The sequence below is a fragment of the Serratia sp. BFP-2025 genome (assembly GCF_050880365.1).
In the GTDB taxonomy this organism is placed as follows: Bacteria; Pseudomonadota; Gammaproteobacteria; order Enterobacterales; family Enterobacteriaceae; genus Serratia; species Serratia surfactantfaciens.
The window spans coordinates 1,901,070-1,918,895 of record NZ_JBPAFV010000001.1; the positions used below are offsets into that span (position 1 = coordinate 1,901,070).

General features: G+C 60.1%; 18 protein-coding genes. 10 read left to right on the plus strand and 8 right to left on the minus strand.

Features of this window, described 5'->3' with window-relative positions; translation table 11 throughout:
* Nucleotides 1–214 precede the first annotated feature (214 nt).
* The gene (locus ACRAWE_RS08900; protein WP_019454912.1) at nucleotides 215–838 is read right to left on the minus strand and encodes a hypothetical protein; all 624 of its coding nucleotides are present in this window, start codon (nucleotides 836–838) and stop codon (nucleotides 215–217) included.
* Between the two features lie 247 nt (nucleotides 839–1,085).
* On the opposite strand from ACRAWE_RS08900, the gene ACRAWE_RS08905 reads away from it, so the two are divergent.
* On the plus strand, nucleotides 1,086–1,283 hold the full coding sequence (locus ACRAWE_RS08905) for a hypothetical protein (RefSeq protein ID WP_156785411.1): 198 nt from the start codon (nucleotides 1,086–1,088) through the stop codon (nucleotides 1,281–1,283).
* Between the two features lie 106 nt (nucleotides 1,284–1,389).
* On the plus strand, nucleotides 1,390–2,079 hold the full coding sequence (locus ACRAWE_RS08910; protein ID WP_019454910.1) for a MarC family NAAT transporter: 690 nt from the start codon (nucleotides 1,390–1,392) through the stop codon (nucleotides 2,077–2,079).
* 34 nt (nucleotides 2,080–2,113) lie between these two features.
* Here the strand turns inward: ACRAWE_RS08910 and ACRAWE_RS08915 are convergent, their stop codons facing one another.
* The 6 genes from ACRAWE_RS08915 to ACRAWE_RS08940 form a co-directional block, all read right to left on the minus strand.
* Nucleotides 2,114–3,247, minus strand: coding sequence for an ABC transporter substrate-binding protein (locus ACRAWE_RS08915; protein ID WP_432525251.1), 1,134 nt, complete (start codon nucleotides 3,245–3,247; stop codon nucleotides 2,114–2,116).
* 148 nt (nucleotides 3,248–3,395) lie between these two features.
* Nucleotides 3,396–4,679, minus strand: coding sequence for a serine/threonine protein kinase (locus ACRAWE_RS08920; protein ID WP_025159921.1), 1,284 nt, complete (start codon nucleotides 4,677–4,679; stop codon nucleotides 3,396–3,398).
* A gap of 257 nt (nucleotides 4,680–4,936) precedes the next feature.
* A complete protein-coding gene (locus ACRAWE_RS08925; RefSeq protein ID WP_432525252.1) occupies nucleotides 4,937–6,274 on the minus strand; it encodes a c-type cytochrome in 1,338 nt (445 codons plus the stop codon).
* A 12-nt stretch (nucleotides 6,275–6,286) separates the two neighbouring features.
* Nucleotides 6,287–8,068: a GMC family oxidoreductase gene (locus tag ACRAWE_RS08930; RefSeq protein WP_025159923.1), complete on the minus strand. Its 1,782-nt coding sequence runs from the start codon at nucleotides 8,066–8,068 to the stop codon at nucleotides 6,287–6,289.
* A gap of 2 nt (nucleotides 8,069–8,070) precedes the next feature.
* Nucleotides 8,071–8,796: a gluconate 2-dehydrogenase subunit 3 family protein gene (locus ACRAWE_RS08935; RefSeq protein ID WP_015377689.1), complete on the minus strand. Its 726-nt coding sequence runs from the start codon at nucleotides 8,794–8,796 to the stop codon at nucleotides 8,071–8,073.
* A 307-nt stretch (nucleotides 8,797–9,103) separates the two neighbouring features.
* Nucleotides 9,104–9,769, minus strand: coding sequence for a transglycosylase SLT domain-containing protein (locus ACRAWE_RS08940; RefSeq protein WP_432525253.1), 666 nt, complete (start codon nucleotides 9,767–9,769; stop codon nucleotides 9,104–9,106).
* A 109-nt stretch (nucleotides 9,770–9,878) separates the two neighbouring features.
* On the opposite strand from ACRAWE_RS08940, the gene ghoS reads away from it, so the two are divergent.
* The 6 genes from ghoS (at nucleotide 9,879) to ACRAWE_RS08970 (ending at nucleotide 14,964) form a co-directional block, all read left to right on the plus strand.
* The gene (ghoS, locus tag ACRAWE_RS08945) at nucleotides 9,879–10,178 is read left to right on the plus strand and encodes a type V toxin-antitoxin system endoribonuclease antitoxin GhoS (protein ID WP_025159925.1); all 300 of its coding nucleotides are present in this window, start codon (nucleotides 9,879–9,881) and stop codon (nucleotides 10,176–10,178) included.
* Nucleotides 10,179–10,309: 131 nt separating this feature from the next.
* Nucleotides 10,310–11,254, plus strand: a complete 945-nt coding sequence (locus tag ACRAWE_RS08950; RefSeq protein WP_432525254.1) for a metal ABC transporter substrate-binding protein — start codon at nucleotides 10,310–10,312, stop codon at nucleotides 11,252–11,254.
* Nucleotides 11,251–12,141: a manganese/iron ABC transporter ATP-binding protein gene (locus ACRAWE_RS08955; protein ID WP_019454902.1), complete on the plus strand. Its 891-nt coding sequence runs from the start codon at nucleotides 11,251–11,253 to the stop codon at nucleotides 12,139–12,141. The genes ACRAWE_RS08950 and ACRAWE_RS08955 overlap by 4 nt, the downstream gene beginning before the upstream one ends.
* Entirely contained in the window at nucleotides 12,141–13,001 is an 861-nt protein-coding gene (yfeC, locus tag ACRAWE_RS08960; protein ID WP_019454901.1) for an iron/manganese ABC transporter permease subunit YfeC, read from the plus strand. Before ACRAWE_RS08955 ends, yfeC begins: the two co-directional genes overlap by 1 nt.
* Entirely contained in the window at nucleotides 13,001–13,855 is an 855-nt protein-coding gene (locus ACRAWE_RS08965; protein ID WP_063919304.1) for a metal ABC transporter permease, read from the plus strand. Before yfeC ends, ACRAWE_RS08965 begins: the two co-directional genes overlap by 1 nt.
* Nucleotides 13,856–14,094: 239 nt before the next feature.
* Nucleotides 14,095–14,964, plus strand: a complete 870-nt coding sequence (locus tag ACRAWE_RS08970) for a fructosamine kinase family protein (protein ID WP_025159926.1) — start codon at nucleotides 14,095–14,097, stop codon at nucleotides 14,962–14,964.
* A gap of 38 nt (nucleotides 14,965–15,002) precedes the next feature.
* On the opposite strand, the gene ACRAWE_RS08975 is transcribed toward ACRAWE_RS08970, so the two are convergent.
* Nucleotides 15,003–15,563 carry a YniB family protein gene (locus ACRAWE_RS08975; RefSeq protein WP_004931453.1) on the minus strand — a complete coding sequence of 187 codons (561 nt, stop codon included), beginning with the start codon at nucleotides 15,561–15,563 and terminating at the stop codon, nucleotides 15,003–15,005.
* Nucleotides 15,564–15,756: 193 nt separating this feature from the next.
* Between ACRAWE_RS08975 and ACRAWE_RS08980 the strand changes: the two genes are divergently transcribed.
* Both ACRAWE_RS08980 and hxpB read left to right on the plus strand, forming a co-directional pair.
* Nucleotides 15,757–17,037 carry an HdeD family acid-resistance protein gene (locus tag ACRAWE_RS08980; protein ID WP_432525255.1) on the plus strand — a complete coding sequence of 427 codons (1,281 nt, stop codon included), beginning with the start codon at nucleotides 15,757–15,759 and terminating at the stop codon, nucleotides 17,035–17,037.
* A 68-nt stretch (nucleotides 17,038–17,105) separates the two neighbouring features.
* Nucleotides 17,106–17,771, plus strand: coding sequence for a hexitol phosphatase HxpB (hxpB, locus tag ACRAWE_RS08985; protein WP_432525256.1), 666 nt, complete (start codon nucleotides 17,106–17,108; stop codon nucleotides 17,769–17,771).
* The last annotated feature ends 55 nt before the right edge of the window (nucleotides 17,772–17,826 follow it).

Here is a 17,826-nt window from a genome sequence, read left to right on the forward strand (position 1 = left end):
AATTCCTTATCTACAGTGGTGACCCACACGACAGATCACATGCAGTACGAAAATTGGGTTTTGGGTTTGGTCAGCCAGGTTTCAGATCTCGCCCACAATTGCCAGATTGAAACCTCACTGGGTATACAGAATGGAACGCATACCTTCTCAGCCGCATTCGGCTAAGCGAATAGTATCACTAAAATTGTTCCGGATAAATAAAGTGCCGCCGCCCTCACATTTTCGCTTTATTCGACACAAAAACGCTTTTCAGGTAGCTGAAGGTGGCCAACAGGCACAGGCCGTAACCCAACAGTTCGCAGCCTTCTTCCACCATGTTTTTCACCACCCGGTTGTAACCGTCCAGCATCAGCGTTTGCCACAGCGCACCCATGCCGAACAGGCGTGAAAACACCAGAATGCACAGCAGACCGGCACACATCATGCCGTAGCCGGGATGCGTCGCGAAATAGGCCAGCCCACGCACCGTCGCCGCGACGTGCCTTGCGGCATGCCACAGACAGGCCAAGGCGACCGCCAGCGCAAACCACACCCAGGCGCCGTGCCACAGCGCATCGAAGGCGAAGTCCATCTCGCGGATCAGCATGCACAGAAAGAAGCCGCCGACCAGCATCCAGGCGGAGCGGCGTTCAGCCTGCCGTCTGGCCGCGGCGAAAAAACCGCCGGCGATGGCGAGCAGCAACAGCTCCTGCGCCGCTTCGGTCAGCGAGGTTTCATGCACGAAATTATGCAACCAGTGCACGTCGATAAACACCAGGCCGACCAAGGCCGCCAAAAAAGCGCCGGAAAGCGCGAAGGCGCCAATTTTCCCCAGTAAAAGTTTCAGTTCGTCTTGCATAGTCAGTCTCATTCTTGTTTTAAAGCGCGCCTATGGTAGGCAGCTGAGCCTGCAGGGTGTAGCAATTGATGCGAAACGTCGGCCTTTACCGGCCAACTGCGGCGAAAAAGGCCATAAAACACAAAAAATGTGCGCATTTTCCAGGCACCGCTCGCTTTGTCGCCGCCGTTCGGCGGTATACCGGCTTCGCGTGGCGATCTTCGCCGCCAGCCGCTATTCTGAAACCAGTCTGTTCCAATCGAGACTTATGCAGAAGATGAACCGGTTACTCGCAGTCCTCGGCGTAGTGTGCGCGGTATTGGCGACCTTGTATGGGCTGGTGCATTTTGGCGCGCGTTCGGTGCCGCGGGCGATCGCGGTCAACGAAGCGCCGCTGGGGTGTGAGGATGAACCAGAACTCACCGCCGAGTGCAGCGGTGAAGATGAAGCGCCCGCCGACGGTTAATTAACGTTACGAGCTATCCCCATTGCCGCCGGCCGTACGGCAGGCTAGGCTGTGGAGCTCATGGGCCGCCGCCTGGCGGCTTGAACGTTGCACAGGGAGTTATTTTATGACGGGTATTTTGCAGTTATTCCAGGCCATCGGACTGGGTTTGGTGCTGCTGTTGCCGCTGGCCAACCCACTGACCACGGTGGCGTTGCTGCTCGGGTTATCCGGCAATATGACGCGTGAGGAGCGCAATCAGCAGTCGCTGATGGCCTCGGTTTATGTGTTCTGCATCATGACGGTGGCGTTTTACGCCGGCCAGGTGGTGATGAACACCTTCGGTATTTCGATCCCCGGCCTGCGCATCGCCGGCGGCCTGATCGTCGCCTTCATCGGTTTCCGCATGTTGTTCCCGCAACAAAGCGCCGACGAGGCGCCGGAGGTGGAGAGCAAGTCGCACGAGCTGCGCCATAAAACCTCGGCCAACATCGCCTTCGTGCCGTTGGCCATGCCGAGCACCGCCGGGCCGGGTACCATCGCGATGATCATCAGCTCGGCGTCGAGCGTCAAAGATAACACGCTGGGTTTTGAACCCTGGGTGCTGGCCGTGGCGCCGGTCGCCATCTTCCTGACGGTCGCGGTGATCCTGTGGGCCTGTCTGCTCAGCTCCGGCGCTATCATGCGGTTGGTGGGGAAAAGCGGCATTGAGGCGATCTCGCGCCTGATGGGCTTCCTGCTGGTGTGTATGGGCGTGCAGTTCATCATCAACGGCGTGTTAGAGATCATCTCCACCTATACGCCGGCCGCCGCCTAAGGATCAAAAACGGGCGCGATCGCGCCCGTTGCCGTTATTTCCCCGCCGGCGCCTGCGCGCCCAAAATGCCCTTGCCTTCCGGCACTTCGGTAAAGCGACTGAGGATCTCGCTGTAGGTCTTGGCCGGGTCCAGATCCGGGAACTGCGCCGGATAGATAAACTTCGCCAGATACTCCAGCCCGACGATGTTGTACGGGTGGTTGTAGAAGTTATGGTAGATGCCGTAGAACCGCCCCGCCTTAACCGCCGACACCTGAGAGAAGCCCGGGCGCTGTTTCATGCGGTTGAAAGCCTCATCCACCTGCTGCTGCGTCACGCCGTAGCCGAACGGCACCGCGGCGTTGGTCTTGCTGGCCCACTGCGAGCCGGAAACGATGTAGGCGTCCGGCTTCATGGCGATCACTTTTTCCAGCGCGACATCGCCGGTCGCGCCCGGCAACAGCGCGGAGCCGATGTTGCGCGCGCCGACCGCCTCAACCAGCGCCCCCCAGCCGACGTGCGCATGGGTGAAGCAGCAGGATTCCAGCCCGTTCAGGCCGGCCTTGGCTTCGAAGAACACCTGCGGTTTGGGTTCCACCGCCTGCGTCTTGGCCAGAATCGCCTGATAATGTTGCTGATAATAATCGGTATATTGCCGGGCCTCGCTTTCGCGGTTGAGGGTTTCCCCCAGCAGCGTCACGCTTTTCGGCGTGTTTGCCACCGGCTTGAGCATGGTGTCGATGAACAGCACCGGTACGTTCAGCGCCTTCAGCCGATCCAGCACGCCGGTCTGGTTCAGCGAAGGCTTGGAGCGCAGCTGGGCGATCATCAGATCGGGCCGCTTGGCGATCACGCTCTCCAGGTTCACTTCGCCCTTATCGCTGAATCCCATATCGATGATGTTTTTCGCCGCCGGCCATTTGCTCTGCAAGATATCCCAGGTCGCCGCATCGCTTTTCTTCAGCAGGTTATTCCAGGCCACCAGCCGGCCGAACGGGTTGGCGCGATCGAGCAGCGCCAACGTGAGAATGTCGCGCCCGTCCTGCACCACGATGCGTTTCGGCTCTTGCGGGAGGGTGATCGTCTGGCCGGAAGTGTCGGTCAGCGTCAGCGGATAAGTGGTGGCCATCGCCGGAGAGGCGAGCAAGGCGGCGCAAACCAGCGCCGGCAAGGTGATTCGACGGTGCACGAAAACTCCTTAGTCAAGAACGCAATCGGGAAATACTAATGAGAATGGCTTGCATTATCAAAGATAACGCCCGGCAAATCGGCGATTAATTGCAAAGGGATGTGTAGAGGGACGTTAAGAGGCGCGCCGGAAGTGGCGCGCCCAGGGATCACACCAGGCCGTAGATCAGCGCCGACAGCGCGATCAGGCCCATCACCAGCACGAAGACGTTGCTCGCCGCGCGGTATTGGCGCATCGCCGGCACCGCACGCACGGCGTACATCGGCAGGATGAACAGGATCGCCGCAATCAGCGGGCCGCTGATGGTTTCGATAATGTGCAGCGCGCTGGGGTTCCACACCGTCGCCGCCCAGGTGAGCAGGAACAGCGATACCGCGGAGATGCGGTGCGTCAGGCGCGAACTGAGCGGCTTGCCGACCGCGCGCGTGACGCCGTCGATCAGGCTGGTCGCCCCTTCCGTCACCCCCAGCGAAGTGCCGAGATAGGACTTGGCCATCGCCAACATCGCCATCACCGGGCCAAGATAGGCGATCAGCGGATTGGAGAACTTGTTGGCCAGCGTAGTCAGCACGGTGATGTTCTGCTCCTTCGCCTGCAGCATGTCTTCGTGAGACAGGCTCAGCACGCAGCTGAACACGAAGAACAGCACGGTGACGCAGATCAGCACATAGCTGTAACGCATGATGCGTGCGCAGCGGCGTTCCGCCTTGTCGCCGTACAGGCTCTTCTGGGTCGAGGCGAAGGAAGAGATGATCGGCGCATGGCTGAAGGAGAACACCATCACCGGCACCGCCAGCCACAGCGAATGCCACAGCCCCGGCGTGTCAAAGCGGGTGGCGGCCAGGCCGTGAACGAAGTTGGCGGTATTCCAGCTCGGCATCAGATAGAGCGAAATGCCCATCAGGAACACCAGCAGCGGAAACACCAGCATGCCCATCGCCGCCACGATGCTGTCTTTGCCGCGCAGCAACACCAGATTGAGCACCACCACCACCGCCAGGCTGAGCCAGATGCGCGGCAGCGGCGCCACGTGGAACTGGTGGATCAGGAAGCTGTCCAGCGCGTTGGTGATCGAAATGCTGTACACCAGCACGATCGGGAAGAACGCCATCAGATACAGCACCATGATGATTTTGCCGGCCAGCACGCCGAAGTGTTCCACCACCACATCGTGAATGTTGCCGTCGCGGCTGGAGCCGGAAAGCACGAAGCGACTGAGCGCGCGGTGCGGCAAATAGGTCAGTGGGAAAGCGAACAACGCCATCAACAGCAACACCAGCGGGCCGTTCAAGCCGGCATTGATCGGCAAGAACAGCGTGCCGGCACCCACCGCGGTGGCATAGAGACCGAACATCCAGACGGTGTCGGTTTTGTTCCATTTGGCAGGCTGAGCGGCCGTCAGCGTGCCTGAATCGGGAGAAATCGTACTCATGAGACAGTCTACCTTAATCTGCGGCGCCAACGATTGCGCCTAACGGGATATCCTTCTCCGCGAATTTTTTAATAGTAATCAGTGAATTAAAGCGATATTTCATACTTACGCCTGATGAAAGGACGGCAAAGGATAATGAAAAATCCGCTGCGGGTCTATGTTTTATCGGCCAAGCGAACGATTTGCGAACAGGAAATGCTGAAAAAACCGGCGCAGGCAGAAAAAACTAAGGGCCCCTTGCGGAGCCCTTAAGCGGTTTATTTCTTCGCGTCCGGGTGGTCCGGCACCTCGGCGCTGCCCATCTCCTTCTCGTCGCGGATCATCGAGCGGTCTTTACGCACGTCGGCCACGTCGGAGGCGCTCACCGGCTTGGCGCTGTTGCCCCAGCTGGAACGGATGAAGTTCACCACGTCCGCCACCTGCTGATCGTTCAGACGCCAGCCGAACGGCGGCATGGTGATGTTGGATACCGCACCCTGCACCGCCGGCGTGGTGTTGCCGGTCAGCACGATGTGGATCAGCGAGGTCGCGTCCTCGGTCTGCACCACCGGATTGCCCTTCAGCGACGGGAAGGCACGCTTGTAGCCCACGCCGTCGGTGCGGTGGCAGGCCGCGCAGTTATCGACATACAACGCCGCGCCTGGCTTGCTGTCGTCGCCACGCCACAGATCCTTGGCCACGCTGTCTTCGACCGGCGCCGCCTGCTGCTTGCCGTCTTTCGGCGGCAGCGATTTCAGGTAGCGTGCGATGGCGGTCAGATCGTCGTCGCTCAGGTATTGCAGGCTGTGTTCCACCACGTCGCTCATGCCGCCAAACACGATCGCCTTGTCGTTGCGGCCGGTTTTCAGGAACTCGGTCAGTTCGGCTTCGCTCCAGCTGCCCAGGCCGTCCTTACGGTCACCGCGCAGGCTGGAAGCGACCCAGCCGTCGATCGGCGCGTTGCTGCCGGACAGGTAGTCGTCGCTGTCGCTGTTGCTCAGCGCTTTTTCCTGCATGGTGATGCTGCGCGGGGTATGGCAGGCGCCGCAGTGGCCCAGGCCTTCCACCAGATAGCGGCCGCGCTCAATCACCGGATCGGCCTTGGCGTCGGCGACGAAGTCCGCCGGCGACGGCGCGAACATACCGCGCCAGATGCTCAGCGGCCAGCGCATCGACAGTGGCCACGGGATGTCGGAGTCCTTGTTGGCCTGCTCAACCGGCTGCACGCCGTGCATGAAATAGGCATACATGGCGCGCATGTCGTCCTCTTTCACCAGCGCGAACGACGGGTACGGCATCGCCGGGTAGAGCGTGCTGCCGTTTTTGGCTACGCCCTTACGCACCGCGTTGTCGAAATCCTCGAAGCTGTAATCGCCGATGCCGGTTTTCTTGTCCGGCGTAATGTTGGTGGAGTAGATGGTGCCGATCGGCGTCTCCATCGCCAGACCGCCGGCGAAGGTCTTGCCGCTCTTGCCGTCGGTATGGCAGGCCACGCAGTCCCCGGCGCGCGCCAGGTATTCACCGCGCTTGATAAGCTCGCTGCCGACGGTGGCGTCCTGCGCCCAAACGGAAAAACTCACTGCACTGAGAACCAGTGCCGGTACAAATGCTTTCATCGTTCGCCGTCCTTATGCCTGCACCAATGGGCCTGGGTTTTTCAGATACTGCTCGCGAATAGCGCGGGCAGACCAGTAAGCCAACGCCGCCACGGTGCCGGTCGGGTTGTAGCCCAGCCCCTGCGGGAAGGCCGATGCGCCGATCGAGAACACGTTGTGCACGTCCCAGCTCTGCAGATAACGGTTTACCGCGCTGGTCTTCGGATCTTCCCCCATCACCGCGCCGCCGTTCATGTGGGTGGTCTGGTAACTGGTGGTATCGAAATGGCTGTTGGCGTTTTTCGGGCTGCCGGCGATCAGTTTCGGGTTCATCGCCTTGGCGATCGGCGCCATCTTGTCGTACATGAACTGCGCCATCTTGATGTCGTTCTCCTGCCAGTCGAACGTCATGCGCAGCAGCGGCTGGCCGAACACGTTCTTGTAGTTGGGATCGAGATCCAGATAGTTGTTGCGGTACGACTGGTGCGCGCCGTGGGCGTCCATCGAGACGTGGTGGGTGTAGGCATCCGCCACCGCCGCTTTCCACTTGCTGCCCCAGGCCGGGGTGCCCGGCGGGGTCGGCAGGCCGGAGATCGGCTTGGTGCCCGCCTGGTTGACCCAGAACGGCGAACCGCCGACGAAGCCTTCTTTGGCGTGATCGAAGTTGTCGGCGTTGAAGTCGTCCACGCCCACGCCGTTGCCGCCGGCGCCGATGAACGGGTTGGTGAACACGTCTTTATCGAAGAACGCCTTGATGGTGGTCATGTTCTGGTAGGCGAAGTTGCGCCCGACCACGCCTTCGCCGGTCACCGGATCGTAAGGCTTGCCGATGCCGGACAGCAGCATCAGGTGCACGTTGTGGAACTGGAACGCGCCCAGGATCACCAGATCGGCCGGCTGTTCAAGCTCGCGGCCCTGCGCATCGACGTAGTTCACGCCGGTGGCGCGGGACTTGTCGTCGGTCAGGTTGACCTTCAGCACGTTGGCGTTGGTGCGCAGCTCGAAGCGTTTTTCCATCCGCAGCGCCGGCAAGATGTTGACGTTCGGCGAGGCTTTGGAATACATGTAGCAGGCGTAGCCGCTGCAGAAACCGCAGAAGTTGCACGGCCCCATCTGCGCGCCGTACGGGTTGGTGTAAGAGTCGGAGGTGTTGGCGGACGGCAGGTTATAAGGGTGGTAGCCCACTTCCAGCGCGGCTTTCTCGAACAGCTGGGCGGAGTAGGTATTCTTCTGCGCAGGCAGCGGGAAGTCGCTGGAGCGATCCGCCGCAAAGCGGTTGCCGCCCTTCTGCGCCACTTTCTGACCCTTGATGGTCCAGGCGGTGCCGGAGGTGCCGAACACTTTCTCCGCCTTGTCGAAGAACGGCTCCAGCTCGTCGTAGGTCACGCCGAAGTCCTGGATGGTCATGTCCTTCGGAATGAAGTTTTTGCCGTAGCGCTCTTCATAGTGGCTGCGCATGCGCAGTTCGATCGGATCGACGCGGAAATGCACGCCCGACCAGTGCAGGCCGGCGCCGCCGACGCCGGTGCCCGGCAGGAACGCCGCCAGCTGGCGATAAGGCACCGCGGTCTGGCTGCTGTTGTGGCGAATGGTGACGGTGCTTTTCGACAGATCCTGGAACAGCTTGCGCCGGATGTTATAGGTCAGCTCGTCGATCACCTGAGGATAGGAACCGTCCGGATAGGTGTCGCGCATCGGGCCGCGCTCCAGCGCCACCACGTTGAGGCCGGCCTCGGTCAGCTCTTTGGCCATGATCGCGCCCACCCAGCCGAAGCCGACGATCACCGCGTCTACTTTTTTCATTACCGTTGCCATGATTAGCCCCTCTCCCCACGAATCGATACCGGTGGGAAGGGATAACGTTCCCCTCGCTCAACCCAGTCCATAAAATCGGCGCGCGCGCCCGGAAAATTAATCAGCTTCCAGCCAACCATGTCTTTGTTACCGCCATGGATCGGATCGCTGAAGAAACCTTCACGGGTGTTTTGCAGCAGATAGGAGAAGAACAGTTTCGACGGCAACTGCTGGAATTCCGCCTCGCCGGATTCGAACTTTTGCAGCATGGCGTCTTGCTGCGCGCCATCCAGTTCGGCGAAGGGCTTGCCGGCGGTTTTTTTGCTGTAGGCGTCGGCGTCAGCGATGCCGAGGTTGTAGATCTGCTTGGGCACCAGCGGCAGCTGATAGCCCATCTCCTTCGGCACATCGGGGTTAAACGGCCCCTGCATATACCAGATGGAGCCGGTGGCGTACGGAGTGTTCATCTGACGATCGATAAACTCCGGCACGCCGGCTTCCAGCGCGCCGGGGCCGCGATCGTCGGCCGGGATCAGGCGCGCGACGGCGGCCTTGATGAAGGCCCACTCTTCCGGGGTGAAAAAGGTCGGTTGGTAATCGTTCTGCGTTGAAGTGTTCGAGGCAGCGACCGCCGGTGTCGGTGCCGTCAGCGCGCCAACGCCGCTGCCACCAATTACCGCCGCAGGAATTAAGGTCATCGATTTCAACAAGAAATCGCGCCGCGAATTGTTGGTTTTATGATTCGACATGTCACATTCCATCCAAAGATAGTCACAACTATTTAACCGCAACCTTGCGATCGATACGGGTTTTTAAAATAATTTGTTACTTATTTGTATATTTATTGAAGGTCAGAATGCGCGCAAAAGCAAAAATGTTACCGGTAACTTATTGAATGAACGTAAAGATTTATCTGCTAACGTAAATTTAACTTTTTGTGCGGTTTTTTCGATAAGCGGTGAGGAAATAACGAAAAATGAGAGGTGTGTCGCGCTCTAAAGCGACAACGGAAAGCAAATCGGCCGCGTTTTGCGGCCGATTCGACAGGATGAAGGGTTACTGCGACATCGCCTGGTAGGCGGTGGTCACCTTCCACAAATAGCGCGGCGCCTGCGGGGCCGGGTGCTTTTTCTGGATGTGCTGATAAAACTCGTCGGGGCTCATCTGATTGATGCGATTAACCGCCACGCGCTTGTCCGAGGAGAAGGTGCGCAACATGGCGCCCGCCCCGTTCACGTACGAAACGATGGTGGCATAACGCAAAGTCTGTGGGTTGTTGATCCCGGCTAGCTGCTGGCTTTGAAGAATATTGATATAGGCCGTTCCCAGATCAATATTGACCGCCGGATCCTTCAGCTCACGCGAGCTGGGCTGCCCGCTTCGTCCTTTCATGCGATAGGCGTCGCGGCCGGCGGTAGAAGCCTTAAGCTGCATCAATCCCACTGCGTTCGAGGTGCTGACCACGTTCGGGTTAAACCCGGACTCCACCTGAATAATCGCTTTAATCAGCGTTTCGTCGACGCCATAGTTGCTGGCGGCCTGACGAATGTAATCGTTATAAACAACCGGAGTGCCTGTGCGGTTTACCGGTGCCTGCGGAGGGGGTTTTAACCAGCCGCCGCGCGTTGTGCCACTGCCTGAAATGTTGCTTGCCATTTGCGGGTCTTTGGCGCACCCCGACAAAAGCAAAATTGCCGTAAGGCAACCTATTTTTGTTTTCACAGAATCCCTCACTCCTTTCAATGAGTTGCGTAGCATATACAACTTGTAAGGACACCTGCAGTAATTTTTTGGACTAATCTCAAGCTATCCATATACCAAGAGGTGATTTATGAGTCAATCTGCAACAAGCTGCTTTGTCGTGACTTTTCGCTATCAGGAAGAGGGATTGACCGACCTGGCCAAGCTGACCGGGCAATTGACGCGTGAGGGTTTTGTCACGTCGGTGACAGATGAAAATGGCGTTCACCACGAACTCGGCAGCAACAGTTTTGCGTTCATAACCGTTCTGGATCAAGAAGATGTACAGCGCCTGGCGCAGGGGTTCGGGCAGTTGGCATTGGGAAAACAGCCGGAGGTGGCGATCTGCACCTGTCAGGACTACCTTCAGCGGTTACATACTGATACATAAAATGCTATAACTCCCCGGACGGTATTATTTTTTCAGTTGGAGAAATACCCCGCCGGCGGTGGGCAAGTGACGCTTGACTTCGCTTCAATTGATATTGATAATCATTTTCATTTGAACCAGGAGACGTCATCATGCCTTTGATTAATTGCGTTTTTCTTCGCGGTCGCCTTCCCCGCGCCGCCGCACTGTTGCGCCCCTTCACGCTCGCCTGTTTATTGCTGGGCGCCGCCTTGGCCAGTCAAAACGCGTTGGCGGAAAAAAAGCTGCGCGTGGTGACCACTTTTACCATCATTCAGGACATCGCCCAGAACGTGGCGGGTGACGCCGCCGTGGTGGAATCCATCACCAAACCGGGCGCCGAGATCCACGACTACCAGCCCACGCCGCGCGACATCGTCAAGGCGCAGCACGCCGACCTGATCCTGTGGAACGGCATGAACCTGGAACGTTGGTTCCAACGTTTCTTCGAGAACATCAAACAGGTGCCGGCGGCGGTCGTAACCGAAGGCATCACCCCACTGCCGATCCGCGAAGGGCCGTATAACGGCAACCCGAACCCGCACGCCTGGATGTCGCCGAGCAACGCGCTGGTGTATATCGAAAACATCCGCAAAGCGCTGGTGGAGCACGACCCGGCCAACGCGGAAACCTATAACCGCAACGCCAAGGCCTACGCAGAGAAAATCGGCGCGTTAGACGCCCCGCTGCGCGAACGCCTGGCGCGCATTCCGGCCGCGCAGCGTTGGCTGGTGACCAGCGAAGGCGCCTTCAGCTACCTGGCGCAAGACTATCAGTTGAAAGAGGTTTACCTGTGGCCGATCAACGCCGACGAGCAAGGCTCACCGCAGCAGGTGCGCCGGGTGATCGACGCGGTGCGCGCTCACCATATTCCTGTGGTGTTCAGCGAGAGCACCATTTCCGACAAGCCGGCCAGACAGGTGGCGAAAGAAACCGGCGCCAAATACGGCGGCGTGCTGTACGTGGACTCGCTGTCCACCCGCGACGGCCCGGTGCCGACCTATATCGACCTGCTTAACACCACCGTGCAAACCATCGCCAAAGGATTCGATCAATGAGCCATGAGCCGTTTGTCCGCCCTGAGCTGAACGTGGACGACGTAACCGTGACCTACAACAATGGGCACACCGCCATTCATAACGCCAGCTTCACCCTGAGCGGCGGTTCGATCTGCGCGCTGGTCGGCGTCAACGGCAGCGGCAAGTCGACGCTGTTCAAAAGCATCATGGGCCTGGTCAGGCCCACCGCCGGCCAGGTGTCGCTGAGCGACAAACCGGTGGCGGACGCGCTGAAAAAGAACCTGATCGCCTACGTGCCGCAAACCGAAGACGTCGACTGGAACTTCCCGGTGCTGGTGGAAGACGTGGTGATGATGGGCCGCTACGGCAAGATGAACTTCCTGCGCATTCCGTCGCGTGAGGATCGGCTGCGGGTCGACAAGGCGCTGGAGCGCGTTGGCCTGAGCGAGCTGCGCGGCCGGCAGATCGGCGAGCTGTCCGGCGGCCAGAAGAAGCGCGTATTTCTGGCGCGCGCGCTGGCGCAACAGGGCACGGTGCTGCTGCTGGACGAGCCGTTCACCGGCGTGGACGTGAAAACCGAGAATGCGATTATCGAGCTGCTGCGCGCGCTGCGCGACGAGGGCCATCTCATTCTGGTCTCCACCCACAACCTCGGCAGCGTGCCGGAGTTTTGCGATCGGGTGATCCTCATCAACCGCACGGTGCTGGCCGCCGGCCCGACCGAAACCACCTTCACCCAGAGCAACCTGGAGCAGGCGTTCGGCGGCGTGCTGCGCCATATCAACCTTTCCGGCCCGGATCTGCACGACGATAACGATCCGCGCACCGTCACGGTGTTGACCGACGATGAGCGCCCGGCGGTGTTCTACGGCCATACCAAGAGCGATCCGCCGGCCAACAGCCAGGCCAGGGAGAAACAATCCTGATGCTGGACCTTCTGCTGCAACCTTTCGGTTATAACTACATGGTGAAGGCCATCTGGGTCAGCGCCATCGTCGGTGCCGCCTGCGCGTTCCTGTCCGCCTACCTGATGCTGAAAGGGTGGTCGCTGATGGGCGATGCGCTGTCGCACTCGGTGGTGCCCGGCGTGGCCGGCGCCTACGCCCTCGGCCTGCCCTACGCCGCCGGCGCCTTCTTCACCGGCATGCTGGCGGCGCTGGCGATGACGCTGGTGCGCCACATCACCCGGCTGCGCGAAGACGCCATCATCGGCTTTATCTTCTCCACCTTCTTCGCCGTCGGCCTGCTGATCGTGTCGCTCAACCCCACGTCGGTCAACGTACAGTCGATCATCTTCGGCAATATCCTCGGCATCGCCGACGAAGACGTACTGCAGGTGGAGATCATCATCGGCGTCTCGCTGCTGATCCTGTGCCTGGTGTGGAAAGACCTGCTGGCGGTGTTCTTCGACGAAAGCCACGCGGTGTCGATCGGCCTGTCGCCACTGCGGTTGAAGATCCTGTTCTTCACCCTGCTCAGCGCCTGCACCGTCGCCGCGCTGCAAACCGTCGGCGCCATTCTGGTGATCGCCATGGTGATCACCCCGGGCGCCACCGCCTACCTGCTGACCGATCGCTTCAGCCGGCTGGTGATCATCGCCATCATCATCGGCGCGCTGACCAGCGGCGTCGGCGCCTACCTGAGTTTCTTCCTGGATGGCGCCACCGGCGGCGTGATCGTTACCCTGCAAACGCTGGTGTTCCTGGTGGCGTTCCTGTTCGCGCCGAAACACGGCCTGCTGGCGGCCAAACGCCGCGTGGCGCAATCGCAAACTGGAGGCCGCTGATGGACACCCTGTATCAACTGCTCAGCGAACCCTTCGCCTACCCGTTCATGCAGCGGGCGATCGTCGCCGCCATCGTCACCGGCGTGGTGTGCGCCGTGCTCTCCTGCTATCTGGTGCTCAAAGGCTGGTCGCTGATGGGCGACGCCATCTCGCACGCGGTGCTGCCCGGCATCGTGGTAGCGTTCGTGGTCGGCATTCCGCTGGCGATTGGCGCCTTCCTCTCCGGCATCTTCTGCGCGGTAGCCACCGGCTACCTGAAAGAGAACAGCCGGGTGAAAGAGGACACGGTGATGGGCATCGTCTTTTCCGGTATGTTCGCCTTCGGGCTGGTGCTGTTCTCGCGCATCGACACTGACCAGCATCTGAGCCACATTCTGTTCGGCAACATGCTGGGCATCACCGACGGCGAACTGAAACAAACCCTGCTGATCGCCGGCATCACCCTGGCGGTGGTGTTGCTCAAGCGCAAAGACTTCATGCTGTACTGCTTCGATCCGCACCATGCGCGGGTGATTGGCCTGCCGGTCAAGCTGCTGCACTATGGGCTGCTGTGCCTGCTGGCGATGACCATCGTCGCCTCGCTGCAGGCCGTGGGGGTGATCCTGGTGATCGCCATGCTGATCGCCCCCGGCATCATCGCCTTCATGCTGTGCCGTCGCTTCGATCGCATGCTGATGGTGGCGACGGTGGTGTCGGTGTTCTCCTGCGTGCTCGGCACGCTGATCAGCTTCCACATCGACGGCGCAACCGGGCCTTGCATCGTCATCGTGCAGGCCGTGCTGTTCGTGATCGCCTTGTTGTACAGTAAATTACGCCCGTTACAGCGTAACCAAACCGCGCTCACCGGCGGTTAATTCCCCCGATGCGGCGAAGCCTTCTGCTCGCCGCATCACATTCCCCCCGCTCATTGCGTCGTTGTCATCAAGTTGCAATCGGTATTGCGCTTAAATTAATCAATAGGGTATATACTTTGAGCTGGCGAGGCGCTGAAAAAATCGCCGCCTTTGACGCCGGCTGTGCGCCGCGTCGTGTTTTCACCAAGGGAAAGACGCTAACCTAATGAATTATCAGGCAGCACAGAGGGGGAAATACCATGTGGCAAGCCGTTAGCCGTCTGTTAAGTGAACATCTTGGCAGCGCAGAGATACGCGAAAGGATTGAACTGCCCGGGGGCGACATTCACCCGGCGTGGCGCGTGAGTTACGGTGACAACGAGGTGTTCGTGAAATGCGACGCCCGTGAACAACTGCCGATATTCACCGCCGAGGCCGATCAGCTGGCGTTGCTGGCGCGCAGCAAAAGCGTGCGGGTGCCGGAGGTGTACGGCGTCGGCAGCGATCGCGACTACAGCTTCCTGCTGCTGGAGTATCAGCAGCTGAAACCCCTCGATGCCCACGGCGCCTACTGCCTGGGCCAGCAGCTGGCGCATCTGCATCAGTGGAGCGAGCAGCCGCAGTTTGGTCTCGACTTCGACAGCGATCTGACCACCACGCCGCAACCCAACGCCTGGCAACGCCGCTGGTCGGAATTCTTCGCCGAGCAGCGCATCGGCTGGCAGCTGCAGCTGGCTGCGGAGAAAGGCATGACCTTCGGCGACATCGACGACATTGTCGATCGGGTGTATCTGCGCTTGCAGCACCACCAGCCGCAGCCTTCCCTGCTGCACGGCAACCTGTGGCCGGGCAACTGCGCGATGACCGCCAACGGGCCGATACTGTTCGATCCGGCCAGCTACTGGGGCGACCGAGAGTGCGATTTGGCGATGCTGCCGCTGTATCCGGAGCTGCCGCCGCAGATCTACGACGGCTATCAGAGCGTATGGCCGCTGGGGGCCGGCTTTATCGAGCGTCAGCCGCTGTATCAGCTGTACTACCTGCTCAACCGCAGCAACCTGTTCGGCGGCCAGCATTGGGTGGCGGCGCAGCGCGCGGTAGAGGCGCTGCTGCAGCCGGAAGCGTCGTAATCAGGTTCCGGGGCGCCGATCGGCGCCCCGTTCAGGGTTCAGGCCGCGCCGGCCAACTGCCCCAACAGGCGGATCACGAACCAGGCGATCACCGCAATCACGATGGGCAGAATGTACAGCGGGAAATACTGCAGGAAAATGGTGTGGTGCGGCAGCGTGATGCGTTCCTCCAACTGCTGACGCGTGTGCCCTTCGCTGCCTTTGGCCTGCTCCAGGATCATCTGATCTTCCAGCCCTTCGCGAATGAACTTGACCTGGCGCGACATGCGCGCGCCGGAAGCCTGCAATGCCAGCCCGACGAAGATCAGTATATAGATGATGATGAACATCAAATTGGCGCCGCTGAACAGGCTTTTATCCACGTCCGGCACCGGCGAGTTGTACCAGAAAAGGTTCAGGAACGGCGTATTGAAACGCACCATGTCCACCATCACGTGGACAAAATCCAGCATCACTGCGTTGATGCCTTTGGTTTTTTCACTGTGCTGATAGATAAAGCCCAGCACGGAAATCAGCGTCGACAGCAACGCCGGGATAAAAACCACCCATCCGAGAATGCGTTTCAAAATGGCGATACGCCCGGCCTGTTGATACGTCATGTGTTCCCCTTGTTAGCGACGTAACCGAATCGGCTAAGTCTACCTGCAGTTGGCGAAACTCGCCCACCGTTTTCTTCATTCCCGCTGTGCTACAAGCTTAGCCGAATTCGCCGAAATCAACTGCTTAACGATGTCCGGGCACTATTATTGAAATATTGAAAAGATAACGCTATCCCTTTGGGCAGAGGCCGCCATGATTCGACTGATTATCTTATTGCTGGGCGCGCAGGCACTGCACGGCCAGCGCCGCCTGCTGGTGCTGTTCGGCTGGCTGTGGATAGCCGCGGGGGCGCTGATGCTGTTCGACATCCTGCAAGATGGCCGGTCCATGCTGGCGCTGGATGCGCTGGCGGTCATCCTGGCGCTGGAGGGGCTGGTGGCGATATCCGCCGCGCTGGTGATCGGTTCCTCCGCCAGCCGGCCGGTGCTGCTTAAGGGGCTGGGCTTCGTGTTTATGGCCTTTTTAATGTTGGACGTGCCCGCAGACGATAACATCGTCGCCACCGTGATGTTTGGCAGCGCGCTGCTGCTTGACGGCGCCGTACGCATCGCCTCCTCCACGGTGATTCAACACAGCCGATGGAAGACCGTGGCGCTGGCGGGCGGCGGCGAGATCCTGCTTTCGTTGATGATTTTTGTCGGCTGGCCGGCGCCGCATCGGATGACGGTACCCTTTTGCCTCGGGGTGATGATGGTGCTTTCCGGCTGGGCTTTATTGCGCATCGCCCGCAGACTGACGAGCTTCTCTCTGAATCAGCCCCCAGCGCAGCGGCCAGCGCCCCCGACCTCGGAGGCCACGCCGCTCACGGTGTATGTCTGGACACCGCTTGGCGCGGCTAAAGATCCACGCCGGCGTTACATCGTCGATCGATATATCGCGGCAGTCGACGGTGGCGGCAATATCTCCACCGGCCATGCCGCTCTGGCGCTCGCGCCGGACGTGTATATCAGTCACTACCCGCTCAACGACATCAGCCATTCCGTTCAGGATTTCCGCCAGCTGCTGCACGCCGGCGAACAAAACAACGTCGACGGGCGTTTCCTGCCCGACCTGCCGGGCGAGATCGCCGCCTGGTGCCCGCCGGACAAAAAAATTCAGTTCTGTCGCTATAACCCGGCGGCGCTGCGCGCGTTCTGGCTGCGCTATCGGCAGGACGACACCTACAACCTGACACGGCGCAACTGCTCCACCACGGTCATCGCGGCGCTCGACAGCGCGCTGGAAGGCGTGCTGGGCGATAAACACCTGTGGCGCCGCTTTCTGCTGCTGGTGCTCGATCCCAATCTGTGGATGCTGGCGGTACTGCGCAGCCGCGGTGAAAGCATGACCTGGACGCCGGGGCTGGTGCTGGATTATGCGCGCATGCTGCAACAGGTCTCCGAGCGCCAACACCAACGCTGGTGGCTTAAGCTGCGCGAGATGTGGACTATTCTGCGCTTTGGCAAAAACCCAACGCGCAGGCAAAGGTTTTAGTCTCTCCGTCGGCGATGATAAAGTGTCGGGCACATTCATTCATCCGCGCCGGCAGGAGTTAACCGCTAATGGCTTATTCGCAACGCATTGAAACCGCAATTTTTGATATGGACGGCTTGTTGATCGATTCGGAACCGCTGTGGCTGCAGGCCGAGCTGGATATCTTCGGCGCGCTGGGACTGGATCTGTCCGATCGTCACAAGCTGCCGGACACCCTGGGGCTGCGCATCGATCTGGTGGTGAAAATGTGGTATCAGGCGATGCCCTGGCAAGGGGTTTCGCTTGATGAGGTGTCGGCGCGGATTATCGAGCGCGCCATCGAGCTGGTGCACGAGACGCGCCCGCTGCTGCCTGGCGTCCGGCAGGCGCTGGAGCTGTGCCGCAGTCAGCGGTTGAACGTCGGCCTGGCCTCCGCCTCGCCGCTGCACATGCAACAGCAGGTGCTGAAGATGTTCGATCTTGAAGGCTACTTTGATCAATTGGTTTCCGCCGAATACCTGCCGTACAGCAAACCGCACCCGGAGGTCTATCTGATCGCCGCCGAACGCCTGGGCAGCGATCCGCTGCGCTGCATCACGCTGGAAGACTCCTTCAACGGCATGATCGCCACCAAAGCCGCGCGCATGCGCTCCATCGTGATCCCGGCCGCCGAATACCGCCACGATCCGCGCTGGGCGCTGGCTGACCACCAGTTGGAGACGCTGGAACAGCTTACTCCCGCCCACTTCGCCTGATCCTGGGGCGCCGGCCACCGGCGCCCTGGTTTTCCTCATCGCCGCCGGCCAAGAG

Coding starts and splice junctions, on each gene's coding strand:
- ACRAWE_RS08900 (WP_019454912.1), bottom strand. CDS start 838: ATGCAAGACGAACTGAAACTTTTACTGGGGAAAATTGGCGCCTTCGCG.
- ACRAWE_RS08905 (WP_156785411.1), top strand. CDS start 1,086: ATGCAGAAGATGAACCGGTTACTCGCAGTCCTCGGCGTAGTGTGCGCG.
- ACRAWE_RS08910 (WP_019454910.1), top strand. CDS start 1,390: ATGACGGGTATTTTGCAGTTATTCCAGGCCATCGGACTGGGTTTGGTG.
- ACRAWE_RS08920 (WP_025159921.1), bottom strand. CDS start 4,679: ATGAGTACGATTTCTCCCGATTCAGGCACGCTGACGGCCGCTCAGCCT.
- ACRAWE_RS08925 (WP_432525252.1), bottom strand. CDS start 6,274: ATGAAAGCATTTGTACCGGCACTGGTTCTCAGTGCAGTGAGTTTTTCC.
- ACRAWE_RS08930 (WP_025159923.1), bottom strand. CDS start 8,068: ATGGCAACGGTAATGAAAAAAGTAGACGCGGTGATCGTCGGCTTCGGC.
- ACRAWE_RS08935 (WP_015377689.1), bottom strand. CDS start 8,796: ATGTCGAATCATAAAACCAACAATTCGCGGCGCGATTTCTTGTTGAAA.
- ghoS (WP_025159925.1), top strand. CDS start 9,879: ATGAGTCAATCTGCAACAAGCTGCTTTGTCGTGACTTTTCGCTATCAG.
- ACRAWE_RS08950 (WP_432525254.1), top strand. CDS start 10,310: ATGCCTTTGATTAATTGCGTTTTTCTTCGCGGTCGCCTTCCCCGCGCC.
- ACRAWE_RS08955 (WP_019454902.1), top strand. CDS start 11,251: ATGAGCCATGAGCCGTTTGTCCGCCCTGAGCTGAACGTGGACGACGTA.
- yfeC (WP_019454901.1), top strand. CDS start 12,141: ATGCTGGACCTTCTGCTGCAACCTTTCGGTTATAACTACATGGTGAAG.
- ACRAWE_RS08965 (WP_063919304.1), top strand. CDS start 13,001: ATGGACACCCTGTATCAACTGCTCAGCGAACCCTTCGCCTACCCGTTC.
- ACRAWE_RS08970 (WP_025159926.1), top strand. CDS start 14,095: ATGTGGCAAGCCGTTAGCCGTCTGTTAAGTGAACATCTTGGCAGCGCA.
- ACRAWE_RS08975 (WP_004931453.1), bottom strand. CDS start 15,563: ATGACGTATCAACAGGCCGGGCGTATCGCCATTTTGAAACGCATTCTC.
- ACRAWE_RS08980 (WP_432525255.1), top strand. CDS start 15,757: ATGATTCGACTGATTATCTTATTGCTGGGCGCGCAGGCACTGCACGGC.
- hxpB (WP_432525256.1), top strand. CDS start 17,106: ATGGCTTATTCGCAACGCATTGAAACCGCAATTTTTGATATGGACGGC.